Annotated in this window: 11 protein-coding genes and 3 tRNA genes; 12 read left to right on the top strand and 2 right to left on the bottom strand. The window is 52.9% G+C overall.

Translation table 11 applies throughout. From position 1 onward, the window contains the following. The first annotated feature begins 148 nt into the window (after window positions 1-148). From lon to FRIGORI9N_RS04225, 5 genes are all read left to right on the top strand, one after another. Complete coding sequence (gene lon, locus FRIGORI9N_RS04245) at window positions 149-2557, top strand: endopeptidase La (RefSeq protein WP_159568624.1); 2409 nt, start codon at window positions 149-151, stop codon at window positions 2555-2557. Window positions 2558-2771: 214 nt separating this feature from the next. Beyond that, window positions 2772-3044: an HU family DNA-binding protein gene (locus FRIGORI9N_RS04240; RefSeq protein WP_105029303.1), complete on the top strand. Its 273-nt coding sequence runs from the start codon at window positions 2772-2774 to the stop codon at window positions 3042-3044. Window positions 3045-3151: 107 nt separating this feature from the next. Further along, window positions 3152-3227 (top strand) — tRNA-Val (locus FRIGORI9N_RS04235). A gap of 25 nt (window positions 3228-3252) precedes the next feature. Next, a tRNA-Asp gene (locus tag FRIGORI9N_RS04230) sits at window positions 3253-3329 on the top strand. A 144-nt stretch (window positions 3330-3473) separates the two neighbouring features. Further along, window positions 3474-5378 carry a SurA N-terminal domain-containing protein gene (locus tag FRIGORI9N_RS04225; RefSeq protein WP_159568623.1) on the top strand — a complete coding sequence of 635 codons (1905 nt, stop codon included), beginning with the start codon at window positions 3474-3476 and terminating at the stop codon, window positions 5376-5378. Between the two features lie 61 nt (window positions 5379-5439). Here the strand turns inward: FRIGORI9N_RS04225 and FRIGORI9N_RS04220 are convergent, their stop codons facing one another. Then, complete coding sequence (locus tag FRIGORI9N_RS04220; RefSeq protein WP_159568622.1) at window positions 5440-6093, bottom strand: arylesterase; 654 nt, start codon at window positions 6091-6093, stop codon at window positions 5440-5442. Between FRIGORI9N_RS04220 and FRIGORI9N_RS04215 the strand changes: the two genes are divergently transcribed. Continuing rightward, window positions 6092-6772 (top strand): ABC transporter ATP-binding protein, encoded by a 681-nt coding sequence (locus FRIGORI9N_RS04215; RefSeq protein WP_159568621.1) that lies wholly within the window; start codon window positions 6092-6094, stop codon window positions 6770-6772. The two genes, FRIGORI9N_RS04220 and FRIGORI9N_RS04215, sit on opposite strands and share 2 nt — an antisense overlap. On the opposite strand, the gene FRIGORI9N_RS04210 is transcribed toward FRIGORI9N_RS04215, so the two are convergent. After that, window positions 6731-8398, bottom strand: coding sequence for an NAD(P)H-hydrate dehydratase (locus FRIGORI9N_RS04210; protein WP_159568620.1), 1668 nt, complete (start codon window positions 8396-8398; stop codon window positions 6731-6733). The two genes, FRIGORI9N_RS04215 and FRIGORI9N_RS04210, sit on opposite strands and share 42 nt — an antisense overlap. Window positions 8399-8502: 104 nt before the next feature. Here FRIGORI9N_RS04210 and purL point away from each other — a divergent pair, with 104 nt between their 5' ends. The 6 genes from purL to FRIGORI9N_RS04180 all read left to right on the top strand — a co-directional run bounded on the left by purL (window position 8503) and on the right by FRIGORI9N_RS04180 (window position 17421). Next, window positions 8503-12567, top strand: coding sequence for a phosphoribosylformylglycinamidine synthase (gene purL, locus FRIGORI9N_RS04205; RefSeq protein ID WP_159568619.1), 4065 nt, complete (start codon window positions 8503-8505; stop codon window positions 12565-12567). Continuing rightward, window positions 12568-13245 (top strand): uracil-DNA glycosylase, encoded by a 678-nt coding sequence (locus tag FRIGORI9N_RS04200; RefSeq protein ID WP_159568618.1) that lies wholly within the window; start codon window positions 12568-12570, stop codon window positions 13243-13245. Between the two features lie 10 nt (window positions 13246-13255). Continuing rightward, complete coding sequence (gene uvrC, locus FRIGORI9N_RS04195; protein WP_159568617.1) at window positions 13256-15241, top strand: excinuclease ABC subunit UvrC; 1986 nt, start codon at window positions 13256-13258, stop codon at window positions 15239-15241. Between the two features lie 84 nt (window positions 15242-15325). Continuing rightward, window positions 15326-15895 (top strand): CDP-diacylglycerol--glycerol-3-phosphate 3-phosphatidyltransferase, encoded by a 570-nt coding sequence (gene pgsA, locus FRIGORI9N_RS04190; RefSeq protein ID WP_159568616.1) that lies wholly within the window; start codon window positions 15326-15328, stop codon window positions 15893-15895. A gap of 22 nt (window positions 15896-15917) precedes the next feature. Further along, window positions 15918-17264 (top strand): DUF3422 family protein, encoded by a 1347-nt coding sequence (locus FRIGORI9N_RS04185; protein WP_159568615.1) that lies wholly within the window; start codon window positions 15918-15920, stop codon window positions 17262-17264. 67 nt (window positions 17265-17331) lie between these two features. Continuing rightward, window positions 17332-17421 (top strand) — tRNA-Ser (locus FRIGORI9N_RS04180). The last annotated feature ends 4 nt before the right edge of the window (window positions 17422-17425 follow it).

Here is a 17425-nt window from a genome sequence, read left to right as displayed (position 1 = left end):
TCAAAACAGATTGCAAAATGATTAAAAAAGCCCAGCTCAACAGTTGGGCTTTTTCTTTTCAGTGGTATTGTTTATTTGTCGTGAAATAAAGCTTGAATAAGCGCGTTTTAACCCCACTGTAGGGTTATGCATTTAATAGGTGATTCATATGTCAGCAACTAACGTGCTTCCGGAACAACCCATCGAATTGTCATTGCTTCCTTTGCGGGATGTGGTCGTATTTCCACACATGGTGATTCCTCTGTTTGTGGGCCGTCCAAAATCCATCAAGGCACTCGAAATCGCGATGGAAACAGGCAAAAGTATTCTACTGGTGGCGCAAAAATCTGCCACCAAGGACGAACCCAGCGACAAAGACATTTACAACATTGGCTGTGTGGCCAATGTTCTTCAAATGCTGAAGCTGCCCGACGGCACAGTGAAGGTACTTGTTGAAGGCGTGCAGCGTGCCCGCTTGACCAAGGTAACGGACGAAGGCACTCACTTTGCAGCCACGGCCTTGCCCTTGTTGCCCGATCCTTCGCAAAGCCCCGAGACCGAGGCCATGAAGCGTGCCGTTATGGCACAGTTCGATTCCTACGTGAAATTGAACAAAAAGATTCCACCGGAAATTCTGACATCGCTGGCCAGCATCGAAGACATTGGCCGCTTGGCGGACACCATTGTTTCGCATCTGCCTTTGAAGCTTGAGCAGAAGCAGTCCATTCTGGAAACCTTCAGTATTGCCCAACGTCTGGAAGCCTTGCTGTCACAACTCGAAACCGAGATTGACATTCTTCAGGTGGAAAAGCGCATTCGCGGTCGTGTGAAGCGCCAGATGGAAAAAAGCCAGCGCGAGTACTACCTGAACGAGCAAGTGAAAGCCATCCAGAAAGAACTGGGCGAGGGCGAAGACGGCGCGGACATGGAAGAGCTGGAAAAGCGAATCAAACTTGCACGCATGCCCAAAGAAGCCTTGAAGAAAGCCGAGGCTGAGTTGAAGAAGCTGAAGTTGATGTCACCCATGTCGGCCGAAGCCACGGTGATTCGCAATTACATCGACGTGCTGGTGGGTTTGCCTTGGAAGAAGAAAACCAAAATCAACAATGATTTGGCCAATGCAGAGAAAGTGCTGGATGAGGACCATTATGGTCTTGAGAAGGTCAAGGAACGCATTGTTGAATACCTCGCGGTGCAACAGCGCGTCGACAAACTGAAGGCGCCTATTCTTTGTTTGGTGGGTCCTCCCGGGGTTGGTAAAACATCGCTTGGGCAATCTGTGGCCAAGGCAACAAACCGCAAGTTTGTTCGCATGGCTTTGGGTGGTGTGCGCGACGAAGCTGAAATTCGTGGTCACCGCAAAACCTACATTGGTTCTATGCCCGGCAAGGTGCTGAACAGCATCACGAAAGTGGGTGTTCGCAACCCGCTGTTTTTGCTCGACGAAATTGACAAGATGGGTCAAGACTTCCGTGGCGACCCTGCCTCTGCCTTGCTCGAGGTGCTTGATCCTGAGCAGAACAGCACATTTGTGGACCATTACGTTGAAGTGGAATACGACTTGAGCGACGTGATGTTTGTGGCCACTGCGAACTCACTGAATATTCCGCATGCGCTGCTTGATCGTATGGAAGTGATTCGCTTGAGCGGTTACACCGAAGACGAGAAAGTGAATATTACGCAAAAGTATTTGCTGCCCAAGCAGTTGAAGAACAATGGCGTGAAAGACGAAGAGCTGAGTGTTTCCGAAGCTTCGATTCGGGATGTCATTCGCTACTACACCCGTGAAGCGGGTGTGCGTGGCCTTGAACGTGAAATGTCCAAGATTTGCCGCAAGGTTGTGCGTCAAATGGTGCTGGGCAAGAACGAAAAGAAAGTGCAGGTGACGCCAAAGAATCTCGACAAATTCCTCGGTGTTCGTCGATTTAACTTCGGCATGGCCGAAAAAGAAAACCAGGTGGGGCAGGTGACTGGTTTGGCCTGGACAGAAGTGGGTGGTGAATTGTTGACCATTGAAACGGTGTCCATGCCGGGCAAGGGCAATGTTATTCGCACGGGTTCTTTGGGCGATGTGATGAAAGAGTCAGTTGAGGCTGCCCGTTCAGTGGTGCGAGCACGCGCAAATCGCTTGGGTATTCGCAACGACGCTTTCGAGAAACGTGACATTCACGTGCACGTGCCTGAAGGTGCTACACCGAAAGACGGACCCTCTGCAGGTATCGCAATGACCACCGCATTGGTGTCCACATTGACGAACATGCCGGTGCGTTCTGATGTCGCCATGACGGGTGAAATTACACTTCGTGGTGAGGTGTTGGGCATTGGTGGATTGAAAGAAAAGTTGCTGGCTGCACACCGTGGTGGCATAAAAACTGTGCTTATTCCTGAAGAAAATGTGAAGGATTTGGCGGAAATTCCAGCCAATGTGAAGAACAGTTTGGAGATTATTCCGGTGAAATGGATCGATCAAGTGCTGCAACATGCCCTTGAATCGCTTCCAGAGCCAGTCTCCGAGCCAGCCGAGGTGATTGCAGGCAAAGCTGATGAGGCTGCTGCAAACCCAAGTGTAAAGCACTGATATCAATCGACATTTTAAATGGACCTCCGCATGAAAATGTGGAGGTTTTTTTTTGTGCATCGCGGAAAGCCTTAGCTGGCTTGAAAAATAAGGGTTATCCGCCCGCAAAATGTGTTGACAGCTTGGTTTCAGGCATGTCTAAATTAAGAACTGGAAGCAACGTGGTGCCTGATTTTGGGCACTTTTTATTTGTCACCATGAGGGGGCTTTTTACATGAATAAAACCGAACTGATCGATCAAATTGCTGAGTCAGCAGAAATTTCCAAAGCGGCTGCTGGTCGCGCACTGGATGCAATGATTGCTGCTGTTAAAACTACTTTGAAAAAAGGTGGTTCAGTAACTTTGGTTGGTTTTGGAACCTTTGCAGTTGGCAAGCGTGCTGCACGTAGCGGCCGTAACCCACGCACTGGCGCAACAATCAAAATCAAGGCAGCCAAAGTGCCAAAGTTCCGTCCTGGCAAAGCCCTGAAAGACGCAGTGAACTAAATTTAAAATTTTTTTGACAAAAGGTATTGCAGGCCGAGTTAATTTGTATATAATTGCGGTCTTGGCTGATTCGCAGCATGACAAACACTAGCAAAACAGTGAGCGTCGGGTGCTTAGCTCAGTTGGTAGAGCGGAGCCCTTACAAGGCTTAGGTCGGGAGTTCGAGCCTCTCAGCACCCACCAACATTGCGAAACAGCAACCAACTTTGGAGTGGTAGTTCAGTTGGTTAGAATACCGGCCTGTCACGCCGGGGGTCGCGGGTTCGAGCCCCGTCCACTCCGCCAAACAAAAAAGGGAATCTTCGGATTCCCTTTTTTCATTTCCGGGCTTATTCATTTCCAACCCCAGCCGCGTTCCACACGGTTTTGTGGTGTATACCTTCAGGTATAGTATCCGCTTGTTGTTCAACACTAACGCCACCTAAAAACATGTTTGAATTCATCCGAAACAATCAGAAGATCATGCAGTTTGTGCTGCTGCTGTTTATTGCACCCGCATTTGCCTTGTTTGGTCTTGAGGGATACAACACTGTCAGCGCAGAAGCGAATGCGTTGGCGATTGTGGGCGATTACCCAATCAGCCAGGAAGAGTTTGATCAAGTAAAGCGTGAGCGAATCGAAGAAGCGCGTGCACAGTCTGGCGACAACTTTGACCCCAAGGTGTTTGAGTCACCTGAAATCAATCGACAGTTGCTCGATACATTGGTGCTTCAATACCTGCTTCAGCAGTCTGTACAAAAACAGTATTTGACTGCGTCCGACAAGGCGCTGGCCGAAGACGTTGCCCGCACCCCTTTGTTTCAGGTCAATGGAAAATTTGATCTGGAGACCTACAAGCGTGAATTGGCAGCGCGCGGTTTAACACCCACGCAACATGAAGCCAATGTACGTTTTGGTTTGGCCCGAAACCAGGTGCTTGATCCGGTGTTGCGCGCATCATTTTTTCCCGAGACATTGAAAACGCAACTGGATGACGTTCAGTTGGCAGGCCGTGTGGTACGAGTCAAGAATATTGATTTGGCTCCTTACCTGGCGAACGTGAGCATTACCGATGAGCAAGTGGCAGCATTTTATGAGGCCAACAAAGCGCAGTTCATGGCTCCACAAAAAGCCGATGTTGAGTATGTGGTGCTGTCGCCCGATACCATCAAATCCAAAATTGAAGTCAGCGATGCGGATATCGCAGCTTACTATGAGCAAAACAAGGCTCGCTTCTCGACACCAGAAGAACGTCGTGCACGCCATATTTTGCTGGACGCAGAGAAAGAGGGTGCTTCAGCCGACGAGTTGAAAGCGGCTGCTGAAAAAGTCTTGGCTGAATTGAAAGCCAACCCCTCGAAGTTTGCAGAACTTGCCAAGCAATATTCAATCGACCCAGGTTCAGCAAATCAGGGTGGCGACCTTGGGTTTTTTGGTAAAGGGGCGATGGTTCCCGAGTTTGAGCAGGCTGTATTCGCCCAGAAAAAAGGCGAGTTGAGTGGCCTGGTGAAAAGTCAGTTTGGTTATCACATCATTGAAGTTACAGATGTACGTGGCGGTGAAGTGCAAAGCCTTGACGAAGTGAAAGGCCAGATTGCAGACGAAATCAAGAGCCAGAAAATGACTGCCCAATATGCGGATGCGCAAGGCCGCTTCACCGAACTGGTGTACGAAGGCGGGCAATCATTTGAGAATGTGATTAAGGCCTTGGGTGTGCAGGCGCAATCATTCAATGGTTTGACTCAAGGTGCTGCGAACGCGCCTGAGGTATTGAAAGATGCCAAGCTCATGGCTGAAGTCTTTTCGGCTGACTCCATTGAAAACAAGAACAACACCAAAGCTGTGCAGGTGGGTGAGGCCATGGTGTCTGCCCGCATTGTGAATTACGTGCCTGCAACCGCTCGCCCACTGGACGAGATGAAGCCTGTCATTCAGGCGCGCCTGAAGCAGGAAGAGGCGGCCAAGGCGGCTTTGAAAGACGCGGATGCCTTGGCGGCTAAACTGGATAGTGAAAAGCCACAGGCGGGCGCTGAGTTGCTGGATGGTTTTGCAGACCCAAGAACCGTATCCGCATTGAGTGCCGAGGGATTGCCCGGTTTGGTGGCTCAGTCTGTGTTGAACACGGGCGTGTCCGATTTGCCGAAAGCGAAAGTAGTGGGTTTGGGCAACAATGGTTATGCGGTGGCCTGGGTTCAAAGCAGTGCGCCGTCTACTGAGGTGAAGGCGAAGGCCGATCCGCAAGTGGTTCAATACTACGAAAATATCGCGGGCCAAGTGTATCAAGAGGCCCTGTTGTTGGCTGCTCGCGATGCAATGAAAAAACGTGTTGATGTCGAGATCAAGAAAACGTTTTAACGACCGATCTCGGTAGTTGATCTCCGGCGCAATTGAAGGTTCTGCGCCGAAGATCAAAAAACTATTTCAATGTGGCTGAAAAAGTCGGCCAGATATTGTCAAGAATTTTAGGTTGTGCACCGGCATTGGGATGAATGCCATCGGCTTGAAAGGCCGTGGGATCCAGTGCAAACCCTTCCAGCATGAATGGCACCAAAGGCACTTTTTGCTTGCGGGCCACTTCCCCAAAAGTATCACCAAAGCGTCGTGCATAAGCAGGTCCGTAATTTGACGGAATTTGCATGCCGATCAATACAGCCTGTGTTTGATTGCGCCGTGCTGCGACCAACATATTGGTGAGGTTGTCTTTCATGGTGTCCAGTGACAAACCGCGCAATCCATCGTTGGCTCCCAATTCAAGAATCATGTGAGTGGGGTTGTGTTGTTTCAGCAGCGCGGGTAAACGCGTTTTGCCCCCTGCCGTGGTTTCACCCGACACCGAGGCGTTCACAACGTTGCAATAGGGGAACTTTTCAGTCAAACGACTCTCCATCAATGCGACCCAGCCTTGTTCTTTGGGCAGGCCGTATGCGGCGGACAAGCTGTCGCCCATCACCAGAATTTTGCATTCCTGGCCTTTATTCGAAGCAAAGCTGGATACACTGGTCGACAAGCCAAACGCGATCAGGCCAAATACCAAGGCGTTTTTAATTTTTTTAGCAGTAAAGGCAAACATGAGTCGTGCAATCCTCGAAGTCGAAGGTTTAAATCAATTGGTTCAAGACGGACAAAGCAGTTTGTCTATCCTTGAAAACATTTCGTTCACTATAAATCAAGGTGAAGCGGTTGCCATCGTGGGTGCTTCAGGTTCCGGCAAATCCACTTTGTTGGGCATGCTTGCAGGGTTGGACATTCCCTCTAGCGGTGCAGTTCGCTTTTTGGGGCAAGACTTAACTCAACTTAACGAAGACAAGCGAGCAGGCTTGCGTGCTGAACATGTGGGCTTTGTATTTCAGTCATTTCAACTGCTTGATCACTTGAGTGCGCTTGAAAATGTCATGCTGGCCACAGAGCTTACGCCCATGCCCAATCGCGAAAAGGCTTGCAAGGAAATGCTGGAGCGTGTGGGCTTGGGTGATCGCTTAAACCACACACCCAAAACCCTCTCGGGTGGTGAACAACAACGTGTGGCATTGGCCCGCGCTTTTGTGCGTAAACCTACAATTGTGTTTGCCGACGAGCCTACTGGCAGCCTTGATTTTGCAACTGGGCAGCGAATTATCGATTTGATGTTTGATCTGCAAAAAGAGCAGGGCACCACCCTGATCTTGGTAACCCATGACGACAAACTGGCTGCTCGTTGCTCACGGCAATTAACTATTGCGGCGGGCGCCTTGGCTCAAGAGATGGTTTAAATGCGTTTTCATGCGCTGGGCAATTTCGCTGGCATGTGAAATGCCTAAGCCCTCCCGCTCGCGGCCCAGTGGCTCAATGGCCAGGCCGTGCAGGTAAACCGCAAACGAAGCCGCCCTGAACTCATCAAGCCCTTGCCCCAGCATGGCGGCCACAGCGCCGGCGAGTACGTCGCCACTGCCTGCCGTTGCAAGTGCAGGGCCACCGGTGGTATTGATTTCCATGCGTTTTGAATTGCAAATCAGGCTGCCGGCCCCCTTCAGTACCACTGTGCAATTGAACTGGCTGGCCAGCGACTGCGCTGCCTGAGTGCGTGCTGCCTGAATCATTTCGGTGGTGCTTTGTAACAGACGCGCCGCCTCCAGAGGATGAGGTGTGAAAACCATGGCTTTGCCCGGATGCTTGCGCCGGTAGTGTTCAAAACGCGCGCGCAGTGTCGAGTTGGCTGCCAGAATGTTCAGTGCGTCTGCGTCCCACACCATATTCAAACCTTTGTCGTGCTCAAGTAAGGTAAAAAGCATGTTCAAGGCTTCCTGACTTTGTCCCAAGCCCGGCCCGATCACTGCGGTGTCGGCGAATTCCAGACTGTCTTCGATTCCCTTGTTCATGATCTCCGGGAACATCAAGTCGAGAAAGGGCGATTGACCTTGGCGTTGAACGTCGGGCAGGTGCATGTCGGCCTCATGAAGCAAGGTTAGGGCCACCCGACCGCAACCCAGCATCAGGGCTGTTCTGGCGCTTAATACACAGGCGCCCACCATGCCTTGTTGGCCGCCCAGAATGGCAATGCTGCCGAAGCTGCCTTTGTGGTGTTCATGATTGCGCAAGGGCAGGCGTTGCAGTTGCTCAAGCCGCGAAACAGCATGTATGACCGAACCCAAGCCGGCTGTTTGCACAAGCGTGTTGAGCAAGGTGTTGCAATTCAGTTCATCGATCCACAGTTCACCGCACAAGCCTTTGCCTTGCTGGCTTAACAGGCCTTGTTTACAAGCGAGAAAGCTGAAGGTTGTATGTGCGTGAATGACTGCGCCAGGCGCGTGGCCAGTGTCGCAGTTCAACCCGCTAGGGCAGTCCAGTGCATAGACCCGCGCTTTGCAGTGGTGGGAATTCACATGTTCAATCATTTGTTTGATCAGGCCCTCGGGAGACCGATCACAGGCAATTCCCAACAGTCCATCGACGATCACCGTGCCAGTGGTGATTTCAGGCAATGGCATGTTGGGCTCAAGCTCAATGGGTTGAACACCGTGGGCCAGCGCCCAAAGTACTGCCTGCATGCGGTCTTTGGAACCTGTTTTGCCTTCGGTAAGCTGATACAGATCCACCTGCAGGCCTTTGCGTTTTAGCTCCCCGGCAACAATACAGGCATCACCGCCGTTGTTACCGGGGCCCGCCAGTACCAGGCAGCGCGCTGAATGTGTCTCGCTGTGCACAATTTGATCCACAATTTTCAAGGCAGAGCGCACGCCTGCGGCCTGCATCAGCAAAAAAGAATCGATTTGCGCGAAAGCCGCCTGCTCCAATGCTCGAATTTGCTTCACAGACAGCACTGGCATTGATTTTTGGTCCACCTGCTGCCAGTTCGCATGGCCCAGGTTCTCAGGGTGTAAGTCAATCAGTTCAGGCATGTGCATTCCATGGAAATTCAGGGTGGTTTATCAAGGCTTTGGCCTCAGAAAGTGGGCTGTAGCACTTATAATTCAAGATTACCTCAACCACCCCCACTGCTGTCATGTCTCTTGCCCTGTCTTCGGCTGATCAATTCGATGTTTCAACCTTCAATGGCGCGTCTGCCCTGTCTGCTTTCCGTGCAGAAGGTTTGTTGAAACGCCTGCAAGCCATTGATGCGAATGTGTCGGCAGTGCGCGCGCATTTCGTTCATTTCGTGGCCACCCGCGGCGCGCTGGAAGGAACGCAGCGCAAAGTGATGGAAGGTTTGCTCGATTATGGCCATGCTGCACCCGCACTGGATCGTGTCGACGTAAGTTGCGTGGTGGTGCCCCGCTTGGGCACGGTCAGCCCATGGGCGTCGAAGGCCACTGACATTGCCCACAACGCTGGTTTGGCCAACGTGGTGCGCATGGAACGCGGCATTGAATTTCAACTGACGTTCAAAAAAGGTTTGCTGGGTGGCAGCAAATTGCCTGAAGGCGCGGCCTTGCAGGCTTTGAAGGCCGCACTGTACGACCGCATGACGGAAACGGTATTGCCTGATGGCTTCGATGTGAAAAGCCTGTTCCTGCCTTTGCAAGGCAAGACCTTGCAGATTATTGAGCTGGGCCAGGTGGGCGAGGGTCGCAATTCATTGGTGAAGGCCAACAGCGAACTTGGCCTGGCCTTGAGCGAAGATGAAATCGATTACTTGCTGGAAGCCTACACCGCCATGGGCCGTTCGCCCACCGATGTGGAATTGATGATGTTTGCGCAGGCCAACAGCGAGCACTGCCGCCACAAAATTTTCAATGCCACCTGGACCATCAACGGGCAGGCGCAAGATGAAACCCTGTTCGGTATGATCCGTAACACCCACAAAACAACGCCGCAAGGCACTGTGGTTGCGTATTCTGATAATGCAGCAGTGATTGCCGGTGGGAAGGCTGAACGCTTTTTTGCGGATGCAGACGGTGTGTATCGCCCGCATGAAGAAACCACGCATTTCGTGATCAAGGTTGAAACCCACAACCACCCCACGGCCATTTCCCCTTATGCAGGCGCGGCCACAGGTTCAGGTGGTGAAATTCGCGACGAAGGTGCAACCGGCCGTGGTGCAAAGCCCAAGGCAGGCCTGTGCGGTTTTACCACCTCGCATTTGCGTTTTGACGGTGGCAAGGAAAGCTGGGAAAGCGGACAAGACGCCCTGGTGCCGCTTGATCAGCGCAATGATCAAAACAGCGAGCAGCCACAGCCTGTTGGTATTCCCACGCGTATTGCAACGCCCGAACAAATCATGATCGACGGCCCGATTGGTGCGGCCGCGTTCAACAATGAATTTGGTCGCCCCAATCTGGGCGGTTATTTCCGCACCTTCGAGCAGCGTGTGGGCGACCGCGTTTACGGTTATCACAAGCCCATCATGATTGCGGGTGGCTTGGGCAATATTCGTGAAGTGCACACCCACAAATGCGACTTGCCAGCGGGCAGCCTGCTGATTCAACTGGGTGGCCCCGGCATGCGCATTGGCATGGGTGGTGGTGCTGCATCGTCCATGAACTCTGGTTCGAACACCGAATCGCTTGACTTTGATTCCGTGCAGCGTGCCAACCCGGAAATGGAACGTCGCGCGCAAGAAGTGCTCGACCGTTGCTGGACCCTTGGTGATGCCAACCCGATTTTGAGCATTCACGACGTGGGTGCGGGTGGTATTTCCAATGCGTTTCCGGAATTGGCCGATGCCTCGAACAAAGGCGCTGAATTCGATTTGCGCAAAGTCAACCTCGATGAAAGTGGCTTGAGCCCCGCTGAAATTTGGTGCAATGAATCGCAGGAACGTTATGTGATGGGCGTTGCACCCGAATCGCTTGAGTTGTTTACGCAACTGTGTGAACGCGAGCGCTGCCCGTTCTGCGTGGTGGGCGTGGTTACTGATGAGCGCCAGTTGAAAGTGCTGGACGTGGAAAGTACAAGCAACCCTGTCGACATGCCCATGGAAGTCTTGCTGGGCAAGCCACCCCGCATGGAGCGCAACGACAACCGCGTTGAAACTGTGAAAGCTGAAATGGATTTGACCCAAACTGACTTGGGCGAGGCCATTGAACAGGTGTTGAAATTTCCGGCCGTGGCTTCAAAGCGTTTCCTGATCACCATTGGTGACCGCACCGTGGGCGGGTTTACCGCGCGTGACCAAATGGTTGGCCCACACCAGGTGCCTGTGGCCGATGTGGCAGTAACCATCGACGACTACACCGGCTACGCGGGGCAGGCCATGGCCATGGGCGAACGCACGCCTTTGGCTGTGTTGAATGCACCTGCTTCAGGCCGCATGGCCATTGCCGAAAGTATTACCAACTTGTTGGCTGCACCTGTTGAAAAACTGGAAGACGTGAAACTGAGCGCAAACTGGATGGCCGCCTGCGGCACGCCAGGGCAAGATGCCGCATTGTTCGACACCGTAAAAGCCATTGGCATGGAGCTGTGCCCTCAACTGGGATTGGGTATTCCTGTTGGTAAAGATTCACTTTCCATGCGCACCCGCTGGAATGAAGGCGATGTGCAGAAGGAAGTGTTGTCACCAGTCAGTTTGATTGTGACTGCCTTCTCAAAAATCAACGACGTACGCGGCACACTAACGCCGGTGTTGAATACCACCGAGGACACCGTGTTGGTGTTGGTTGATTTGGCCCGCGGAAAAATGCGCATGGGTGCCAGTGTGCTGGCGCAAGTCACCAACCAGTTGGGCACCGATGTGCCCGATGTGGAAGACGCCAGCGACATCAAAAACTTTGCGCAGGCTTTGAACGTTTTGCGCGAAAAAGGCTTGGTGCATGCTTACCACGACCGCTCCGACGGTGGCTTGTTGACTGCACTGGCAGAAATGAGCTTTGCAAGCCGCAGTGGTTTGTCAATCAACCTTGATTTGATCACAATCGATCCGTATTCAGCCGATTGGGGCGACTTTAAAATTCGCCCCGAGCAGGTCAGCGTGCAGCGCGGTGAACTCACCTTGAAAGCCTTGTTCAATGAAGAACTGGGTGTGGTGTTGCAAGTACCCGCAGCGCAAAAAAGTGAAGCCATGCAGGTGCTGCGCGATTTCAACCTGAGCAAGCACAGCAATATTATTGGCAAGCCAAACGACCGAGATGTAATTGAGTTTTATCGCGATGCCAAATGCATTTACTCGGAAACCCGGGCCAAGCTGCAGGGGATTTGGGACGACACCAGCTATCAAATTGCCAAGCGCCGTGACAACCCGGCCTGTGCAGAAAGTGAGCACAAAGCAGCTGCGGAATTGCCCAATGCTTTGGTGTGGAAGCCCGGTTTTGACATCACAGAAAACCCGGCAGCACCTTTCATCGCCACCGGAGCAAAGCCGCGCGTGGCAGTACTGCGTGAGCAGGGCGTGAATGGTCAGCTTGAAATGGCTGGTGCATTCACCTTGGCTGGTTTTGAGGCCGTGGATGTGCACATGAGCGACTTGCTGACCGGCAAGCGCAAGCTGGCAGATTTCCAGGGCTTGGCCGCCTGTGGCGGTTTTAGCTACGGCGACGTGTTGGGCGCCGGCGAAGGCTGGGCGAAAACCATTCGCTACAACAGCGTACTGGCCGACCAGTTTGCTGAATTTTTTGGCCGCAACGATGTGTTCGGTTTGGGTGTTTGCAATGGTTGCCAAATGATGGCCACGCTGGCTGATCTGATTCCCGGTGCAACACACTGGCCCAAGCTGATGCGCAATGAAAGCGAGCAATATGAAGCACGCTTGGTGAATGTAAAAATCAACAAAACCCCATCCATTTTGTTGAATGGCATGGAAGGTTCGGTGGTGCCTGTGGTGGTTGCGCACGGTGAAGGCCGCGCTGATTTCTCTCGTCAGGGTAACCACGCCAAATTAAGTTCTGATGGTTTGGTGGCGGTGCAGTATGTGGACTCGCAAGGCGAGACCACTCAACAGTATCCGTTCAATCCCAATGGCAGCCCCGAGGCACTGGCCGGTTTCACCACGCCAGATGGCCGCTTTACCATCATGATGCCGCACCCTGAACGCGTGTTCCGCAATGTGCAAATGAGCTGGGCACCGAAAGATGCGGGCGAGTTTTCACCGTGGATGCGTTTGTTCTACAACGCGCGCAAGGTATTGGGTTAAATGGAAAAAAAATTGGCATGGCAACCCTTGGCGATGGACCAGCAATGGCCGGCCAAGGTGTTTGATGTGCATTGCACCGAGTGCCCGCGATTGCATGCTTTTCATGAACAGAATCGCGAAAAGTTTCCAGGTCATTTCAATGGACCCGTGCCGCCTTTCGGCCCTGCCAACGCCGAGCTGTTGATTGTGGGCCTGGCGCCAGGTTTGCATGGTGCCAACCGCAGTGGGCGCCCATTTACGGGCGATTATTGTGGCGACCTGTTGTACAGCACTTTGCACAAGTATGGTTTTGCCAACAGGCCTGTTTCCTTGGCAGTGGGCGATGGCATGCAACTATTGAATGCACGCGTTAGCAATGCCGTGAAGTGTGTTCCGCCTGAAAACAAACCCACGCCTGCAGAAATTAAAACCTGCAACCAGTTTATTGCGCACGAATTCAAAGTACACCCACCGAAAGCTGTTCTGGCCTTGGGTTTGGTGGGTCACCAAGCCGTGTTGAAAGCCATGGATCAAAGGCAGAGCGCATTCAAGTTTGGCCATGCAGCCGAACATGATCTGGGTGCGTTTCGTTTGTTCGACAGTTACCATGTAAGCCGCTACAACACGCAAACAGGCCGGCTTACCGTACCCATGTTCGAGGCTGTGCTGGAATCGATCAGCCATTTCCTGAAAGCGTAAGGGCAGGGCGATGACCGAAGATCAGCAGTCGCCAGACTCACCTTTTGATATTGCCGCATTTCTGAAGGATTTGACCACGCGCCCCGGCGTGTATCGCATGATCGACGCAAACGGCACGGTGATGTACGTGGGCAAAGCCAAGAACCTGAAAAAACGGGTGTCGTCGTATTTTCAGAAAACCCATGCGAGCCCGCGTACCAGCCACATGGTTGAGCGCATAGTGCGCGTTGATGTCACGCCCACCCGCACGGAAGCGGAAGCGCTGCTGCTTGAAAACAACCTGATTAAATCGCTTAGCCCGCGTTACAACATTCTGTTTCGGGACGACAAAAGCTACCCCTACCTTCGCCTGACCAACCACAAATACCCGCGTGTGGCGTATTACCGTGGCGCTGTCGATAAAAAGTCCCAGTTTTTTGGGCCATTTCCCAATGCCTGGGCAGTGAAGGAAAGTATTCAGGTGCTGCAGCGCGTGTTTCTGTTGCGCACCTGTGAAGACACAGTTTTTGCGCATCGGTCACGGCCCTGTTTGCAGGCCCAAATTCAGCGTTGCAGCGCACCCTGTGTGAACTGGATCAGCCCTGAAGATTACGCAAAAGATGTGGAAGCTGCTTCTCGCTTTTTGCGGGGTGACCACAAAGCGGTGTTGGCCAGCCTGGAAGAGAAAATGCTGGAGGCCAGCGGCTTGCTGGAGTTTGAGAAGGCGGCCATGTACCGCAACCAGTTGGGTGCGCTAAGCCGCGTGTTACAAAAGCAGTCGGTGGACACCACGGGCGGCGATGACGACGCAGATATTATTGCCGTGGTGATCAAGGGTGGTGCAGTGTGCGTAAACCTTGCCATGGTGCGTGGCGGTCGGCATCTGGGCGACAAGCCCATGTTTCCCAGCGTGGCGCAAGCCAGCGAGGACATTGGCCCCGAGGTGCTGGAAGCGTTTTTGAGCCAGGCCTATGTGGATCGCCCAATTCCGAACCTGTTGATCGTGAATCAGGATCTGGATGCGCCCGAATTGCTGATGGCACTCAGCCAGCAGGCAGGTAAAAAAATCAATCTGATTCGACAGCCGCAAAGCGAGCGACGCAAGTGGCTGGACATGGCCGTGGACAATGCGGAAATCGCCATTGCCCGGCGAATTGCCGAACAGGGCTCAGCCCAGTTCCGAACCCGTGCACTGGTCGAAACACTGGGCCTTGAAACACGACTTGAAGAAGCTTTGCAGGCGGGCGAGGCGAACAGCCTCTTGGGTGGCACCATCAAACCACTGGGCGACACTGCCAGCGATTCCGTTTTACCACCCGGCACGGAAGCTGCCGTGGACACACCGCCCGAGGACATTGATTTGCTGGCCACTTTGCGGGTGGAGTGCTTTGATATTTCCCACACCGCAGGCGAGGCCACACAGGCTTCGTGTGTGGTGTTTCACAACCACGACATGCAAAGCCGTGAATACCGCCGGTACAACATTGAAGGCATTACGCCGGGTGATGACTACGCAGCCATGCGCCAAGCGGTAACCCGCCGCTATCAGCGCGAGGGCAAAGCCCCAATTGTCATGCCGCATGTGGTACTAATCGACGGTGGCAAGGGGCAAATTGAAGTGGCCCGGCAAGTGTTTGAGCAATTGGGCCTGGACATCGGTCTGATCGTGGGCGTGAAGAAAGGTGAGAACCGCAAGGTGGGCCTGGAAACCCTGGTGTTTCCCGACGGTAGGCCGAGCCTTGAGCTGGGCCCTGGGCACCCTGCGCTCATGTTGATTGCCCAGATTCGGGATGAAGCCCACCGGTTTGCAATCACCGGCATGCGAGCCAAACGTGCAAAGGCTCGCCAGGTGTCTGAACTGGATGAAATTGAAGGCATTGGTGCGCGGCGCAAACAAAAGTTACTCACCCGTTTTGGCGGTTTGAGGGGGGTTAAAGCGGCCAGTGTGGAAGATTTGCAAACAGTCGAAGGGATCTCCAAGACGCTGGCTGAAGAAATTTATCGGCGTTTGCATTGAAGATGTGTGCCTCAACAGACGTTGGCGCTGATATATTCTGTACCTCTATACCGTGTATTTTTACTTAACAAAAGAAAAACAGATATGCCAATGAACCTGCCCATGATCCTGACCTGGGTCCGGATTATTTTGATTCCACTGGTTGTCGGCATTTATTTTCTGCCTGAAACAGTGATGTCCATTTCCATGCAAAACTGGGTGGGTGCCTGGGTGTTTGTGTTCGCCGCCATTACCGATTTTGTAGACGGTTACCTGGCCCGCCGCTGGAATCAAACTTCAGCCTTTGGTGCGTTTCTCGACCCGGTGGCTGACAAGCTGATGGTGGGTGCTGCACTGATTGTGTTGGTTGATCTTGGGCGTATTGGACCCTTCATTGCGCTAATCATTATTGGCCGCGAGATCACAATTTCTGCATTGCGCGAATGGATGGCAAGCATTGGTGCGCGTAACAGCGTTGCAGTGAACTGGCTTGGCAAGTTCAAGACCATTGCGCAAATGGTGGCCATACCCATGTTGTTGGCCAATGAAACCTGGATGGGCATTGATTTCCGCTTACTGGGTACTTTGGGAATTTATGTGGCTGCGGTATTAACTGTGTGGTCGATGTGCTATTACTTGATGAAGGCATGGCCCGAACTTCGCGCTCGAAGTTAAGCGCCCACCAATCTTGTTTGTCATGAATAAAAGTAACTTATTGCCCCAGCCATACCCTTTGCGGCAAGCGCTGAATGATGAAGTCCATTCCCGCCCCACCGAGGCCTTGTGGCCTCAGGAAAGAGTGTTCCACATTGCTTTGCTGGTACAGGGCGAGGTCACGCCCGAGATTGTCGCGCAATTGCAGGCTTTGGTGGACTATTGTGGATGCAAACCAGTTTCCGATGAGGAATTGGCTGCTCCCCAGGTCAGCTTGAGCTTGTGTGGAGGCGAGTCGGCCTTGCGCCTGCGGCTAGAGCGGCACAATGAGTTCATTACGCTGACATTCTTCGAACGGGCCGATCATGCGATAGTTTTTGATCGCCCGGTTACCCGCCGCTTGCCACCAAGCTGGATGGCAGCTTTGCCTGGCGTCATGCTGGTGGCCATTGAGCTGTTTGTTCAAAAAACAGAGGGCTCTCGCGAACCACGCAGTGTTGCAGGCTATTTTGATGGCAACACCTTGATCGGCGGCATGATTGCGAATGGGGCCGGGCAGGTGTTTTCCGACCTTCGAATTGCTGATCGCGGCGCTACCCGTATTCTGATTTGTAATTTGAAAATGGGGTCTCGCCAGTTGGGGCGGGTGGTGCAGCGCACGATCGAGATGGAGACCTATCGCATGATGGCGCTGCTGAGTTTTCCGGTTGCGCGTGCCACATTGCCGAAGCTGTCGTCGCATGAGGATCGCCTGGTGAAATTGGCCACTGAAATGGCGGCCACCAGCAAAACGGAAGACTTGGCTGAGGTGACTTCCGAAGATGTTGAGCTGGATCGCAAGTTGTTGAGCCACTTGACTGACCTGGCGGCCAAGGTCGAGCAGTTAAGCGCTGAAAACCGTGTGCGGTTCACTGCGGCAGAGGCCTACACCGATTTGGTGAAAAAGCGGATTGCCGAGTTGAAAGAAATTCCCATGGTGGGCATGCAAACGTTTGGCGAGTTCATGGATCGCCGTTTGGGCCCCGCGATGAAAACCTGTACCTGGACAGCACGCAGGCAAGATGAGCTGGCCGCCCGTATTTCCCGAGTTACCCAATTGTTGCGGACCCGCGTGGAAATTGAGCGGGAAAGCCAGAATCAGCGCTTGCTCACCAGCATGGACAAGCGTGCAAAGGTTCAGTTGCGTTTGCAGGAGACGGTAGAAGGTCTTTCGATCGTTGCTATTTCTTACTACGGCGCGAGTTTGGTAGGTTATTTGGCCAAAGGGCTAAAAACCATGGGAGTGCCTGTTTCGCCTGATTTGGCGATCGCTGTGGCCATACCCACCATTGCTGTGTTGTCGTATGTCAGCATGCAAGCCATGAAAAAGCGCATGGGCCTAAAGGGTTAGCGATATTCCACGATTTCATTCGAGAGTGTTTCCAAAACCAAGAGTTTATGGTTATAATTGCGGGCTCGGAAGCTTGGCAGAGCGGTTGAATGCACCGGTCTTGAAAACCGGCGAGGGTGCGAGCCCTCCGTGAGTTCGAATCTCACAGCTTCCGCCAAAAA

The organism is Limnobacter sp. 130, from assembly GCF_902506325.1.
Classification (GTDB): Bacteria; Pseudomonadota; Gammaproteobacteria; order Burkholderiales; family Burkholderiaceae_B; genus Limnobacter.
The sequence above is the reverse complement of the archived record's forward strand: the minus strand, read 5'-3'. Positions and strand labels throughout refer to the sequence as shown.

Bases quoted from the DNA above. Each gene is read 5' to 3' on its own strand.
- uvrC (WP_159568617.1), top strand. From the start codon at position 13,256: ATGACCGAAGATCAGCAGTCGCCAGACTCACCTTTTGATATTGCCGCA.
- FRIGORI9N_RS04210 (WP_159568620.1), bottom strand. From the start codon at position 8,398: ATGCCTGAACTGATTGACTTACACCCTGAGAACCTGGGCCATGCGAAC.
- pgsA (WP_159568616.1), top strand. From the start codon at position 15,326: ATGCCAATGAACCTGCCCATGATCCTGACCTGGGTCCGGATTATTTTG.
- purL (WP_159568619.1), top strand. From the start codon at position 8,503: ATGTCTCTTGCCCTGTCTTCGGCTGATCAATTCGATGTTTCAACCTTC.
- FRIGORI9N_RS04240 (WP_105029303.1), top strand. From the start codon at position 2,772: ATGAATAAAACCGAACTGATCGATCAAATTGCTGAGTCAGCAGAAATT.
- FRIGORI9N_RS04185 (WP_159568615.1), top strand. From the start codon at position 15,918: ATGAATAAAAGTAACTTATTGCCCCAGCCATACCCTTTGCGGCAAGCG.
- lon (WP_159568624.1), top strand. From the start codon at position 149: ATGTCAGCAACTAACGTGCTTCCGGAACAACCCATCGAATTGTCATTG.
- FRIGORI9N_RS04225 (WP_159568623.1), top strand. From the start codon at position 3,474: ATGTTTGAATTCATCCGAAACAATCAGAAGATCATGCAGTTTGTGCTG.
- FRIGORI9N_RS04200 (WP_159568618.1), top strand. From the start codon at position 12,568: ATGGAAAAAAAATTGGCATGGCAACCCTTGGCGATGGACCAGCAATGG.
- FRIGORI9N_RS04220 (WP_159568622.1), bottom strand. From the start codon at position 6,093: ATGTTTGCCTTTACTGCTAAAAAAATTAAAAACGCCTTGGTATTTGGC.
- FRIGORI9N_RS04215 (WP_159568621.1), top strand. From the start codon at position 6,092: ATGAGTCGTGCAATCCTCGAAGTCGAAGGTTTAAATCAATTGGTTCAA.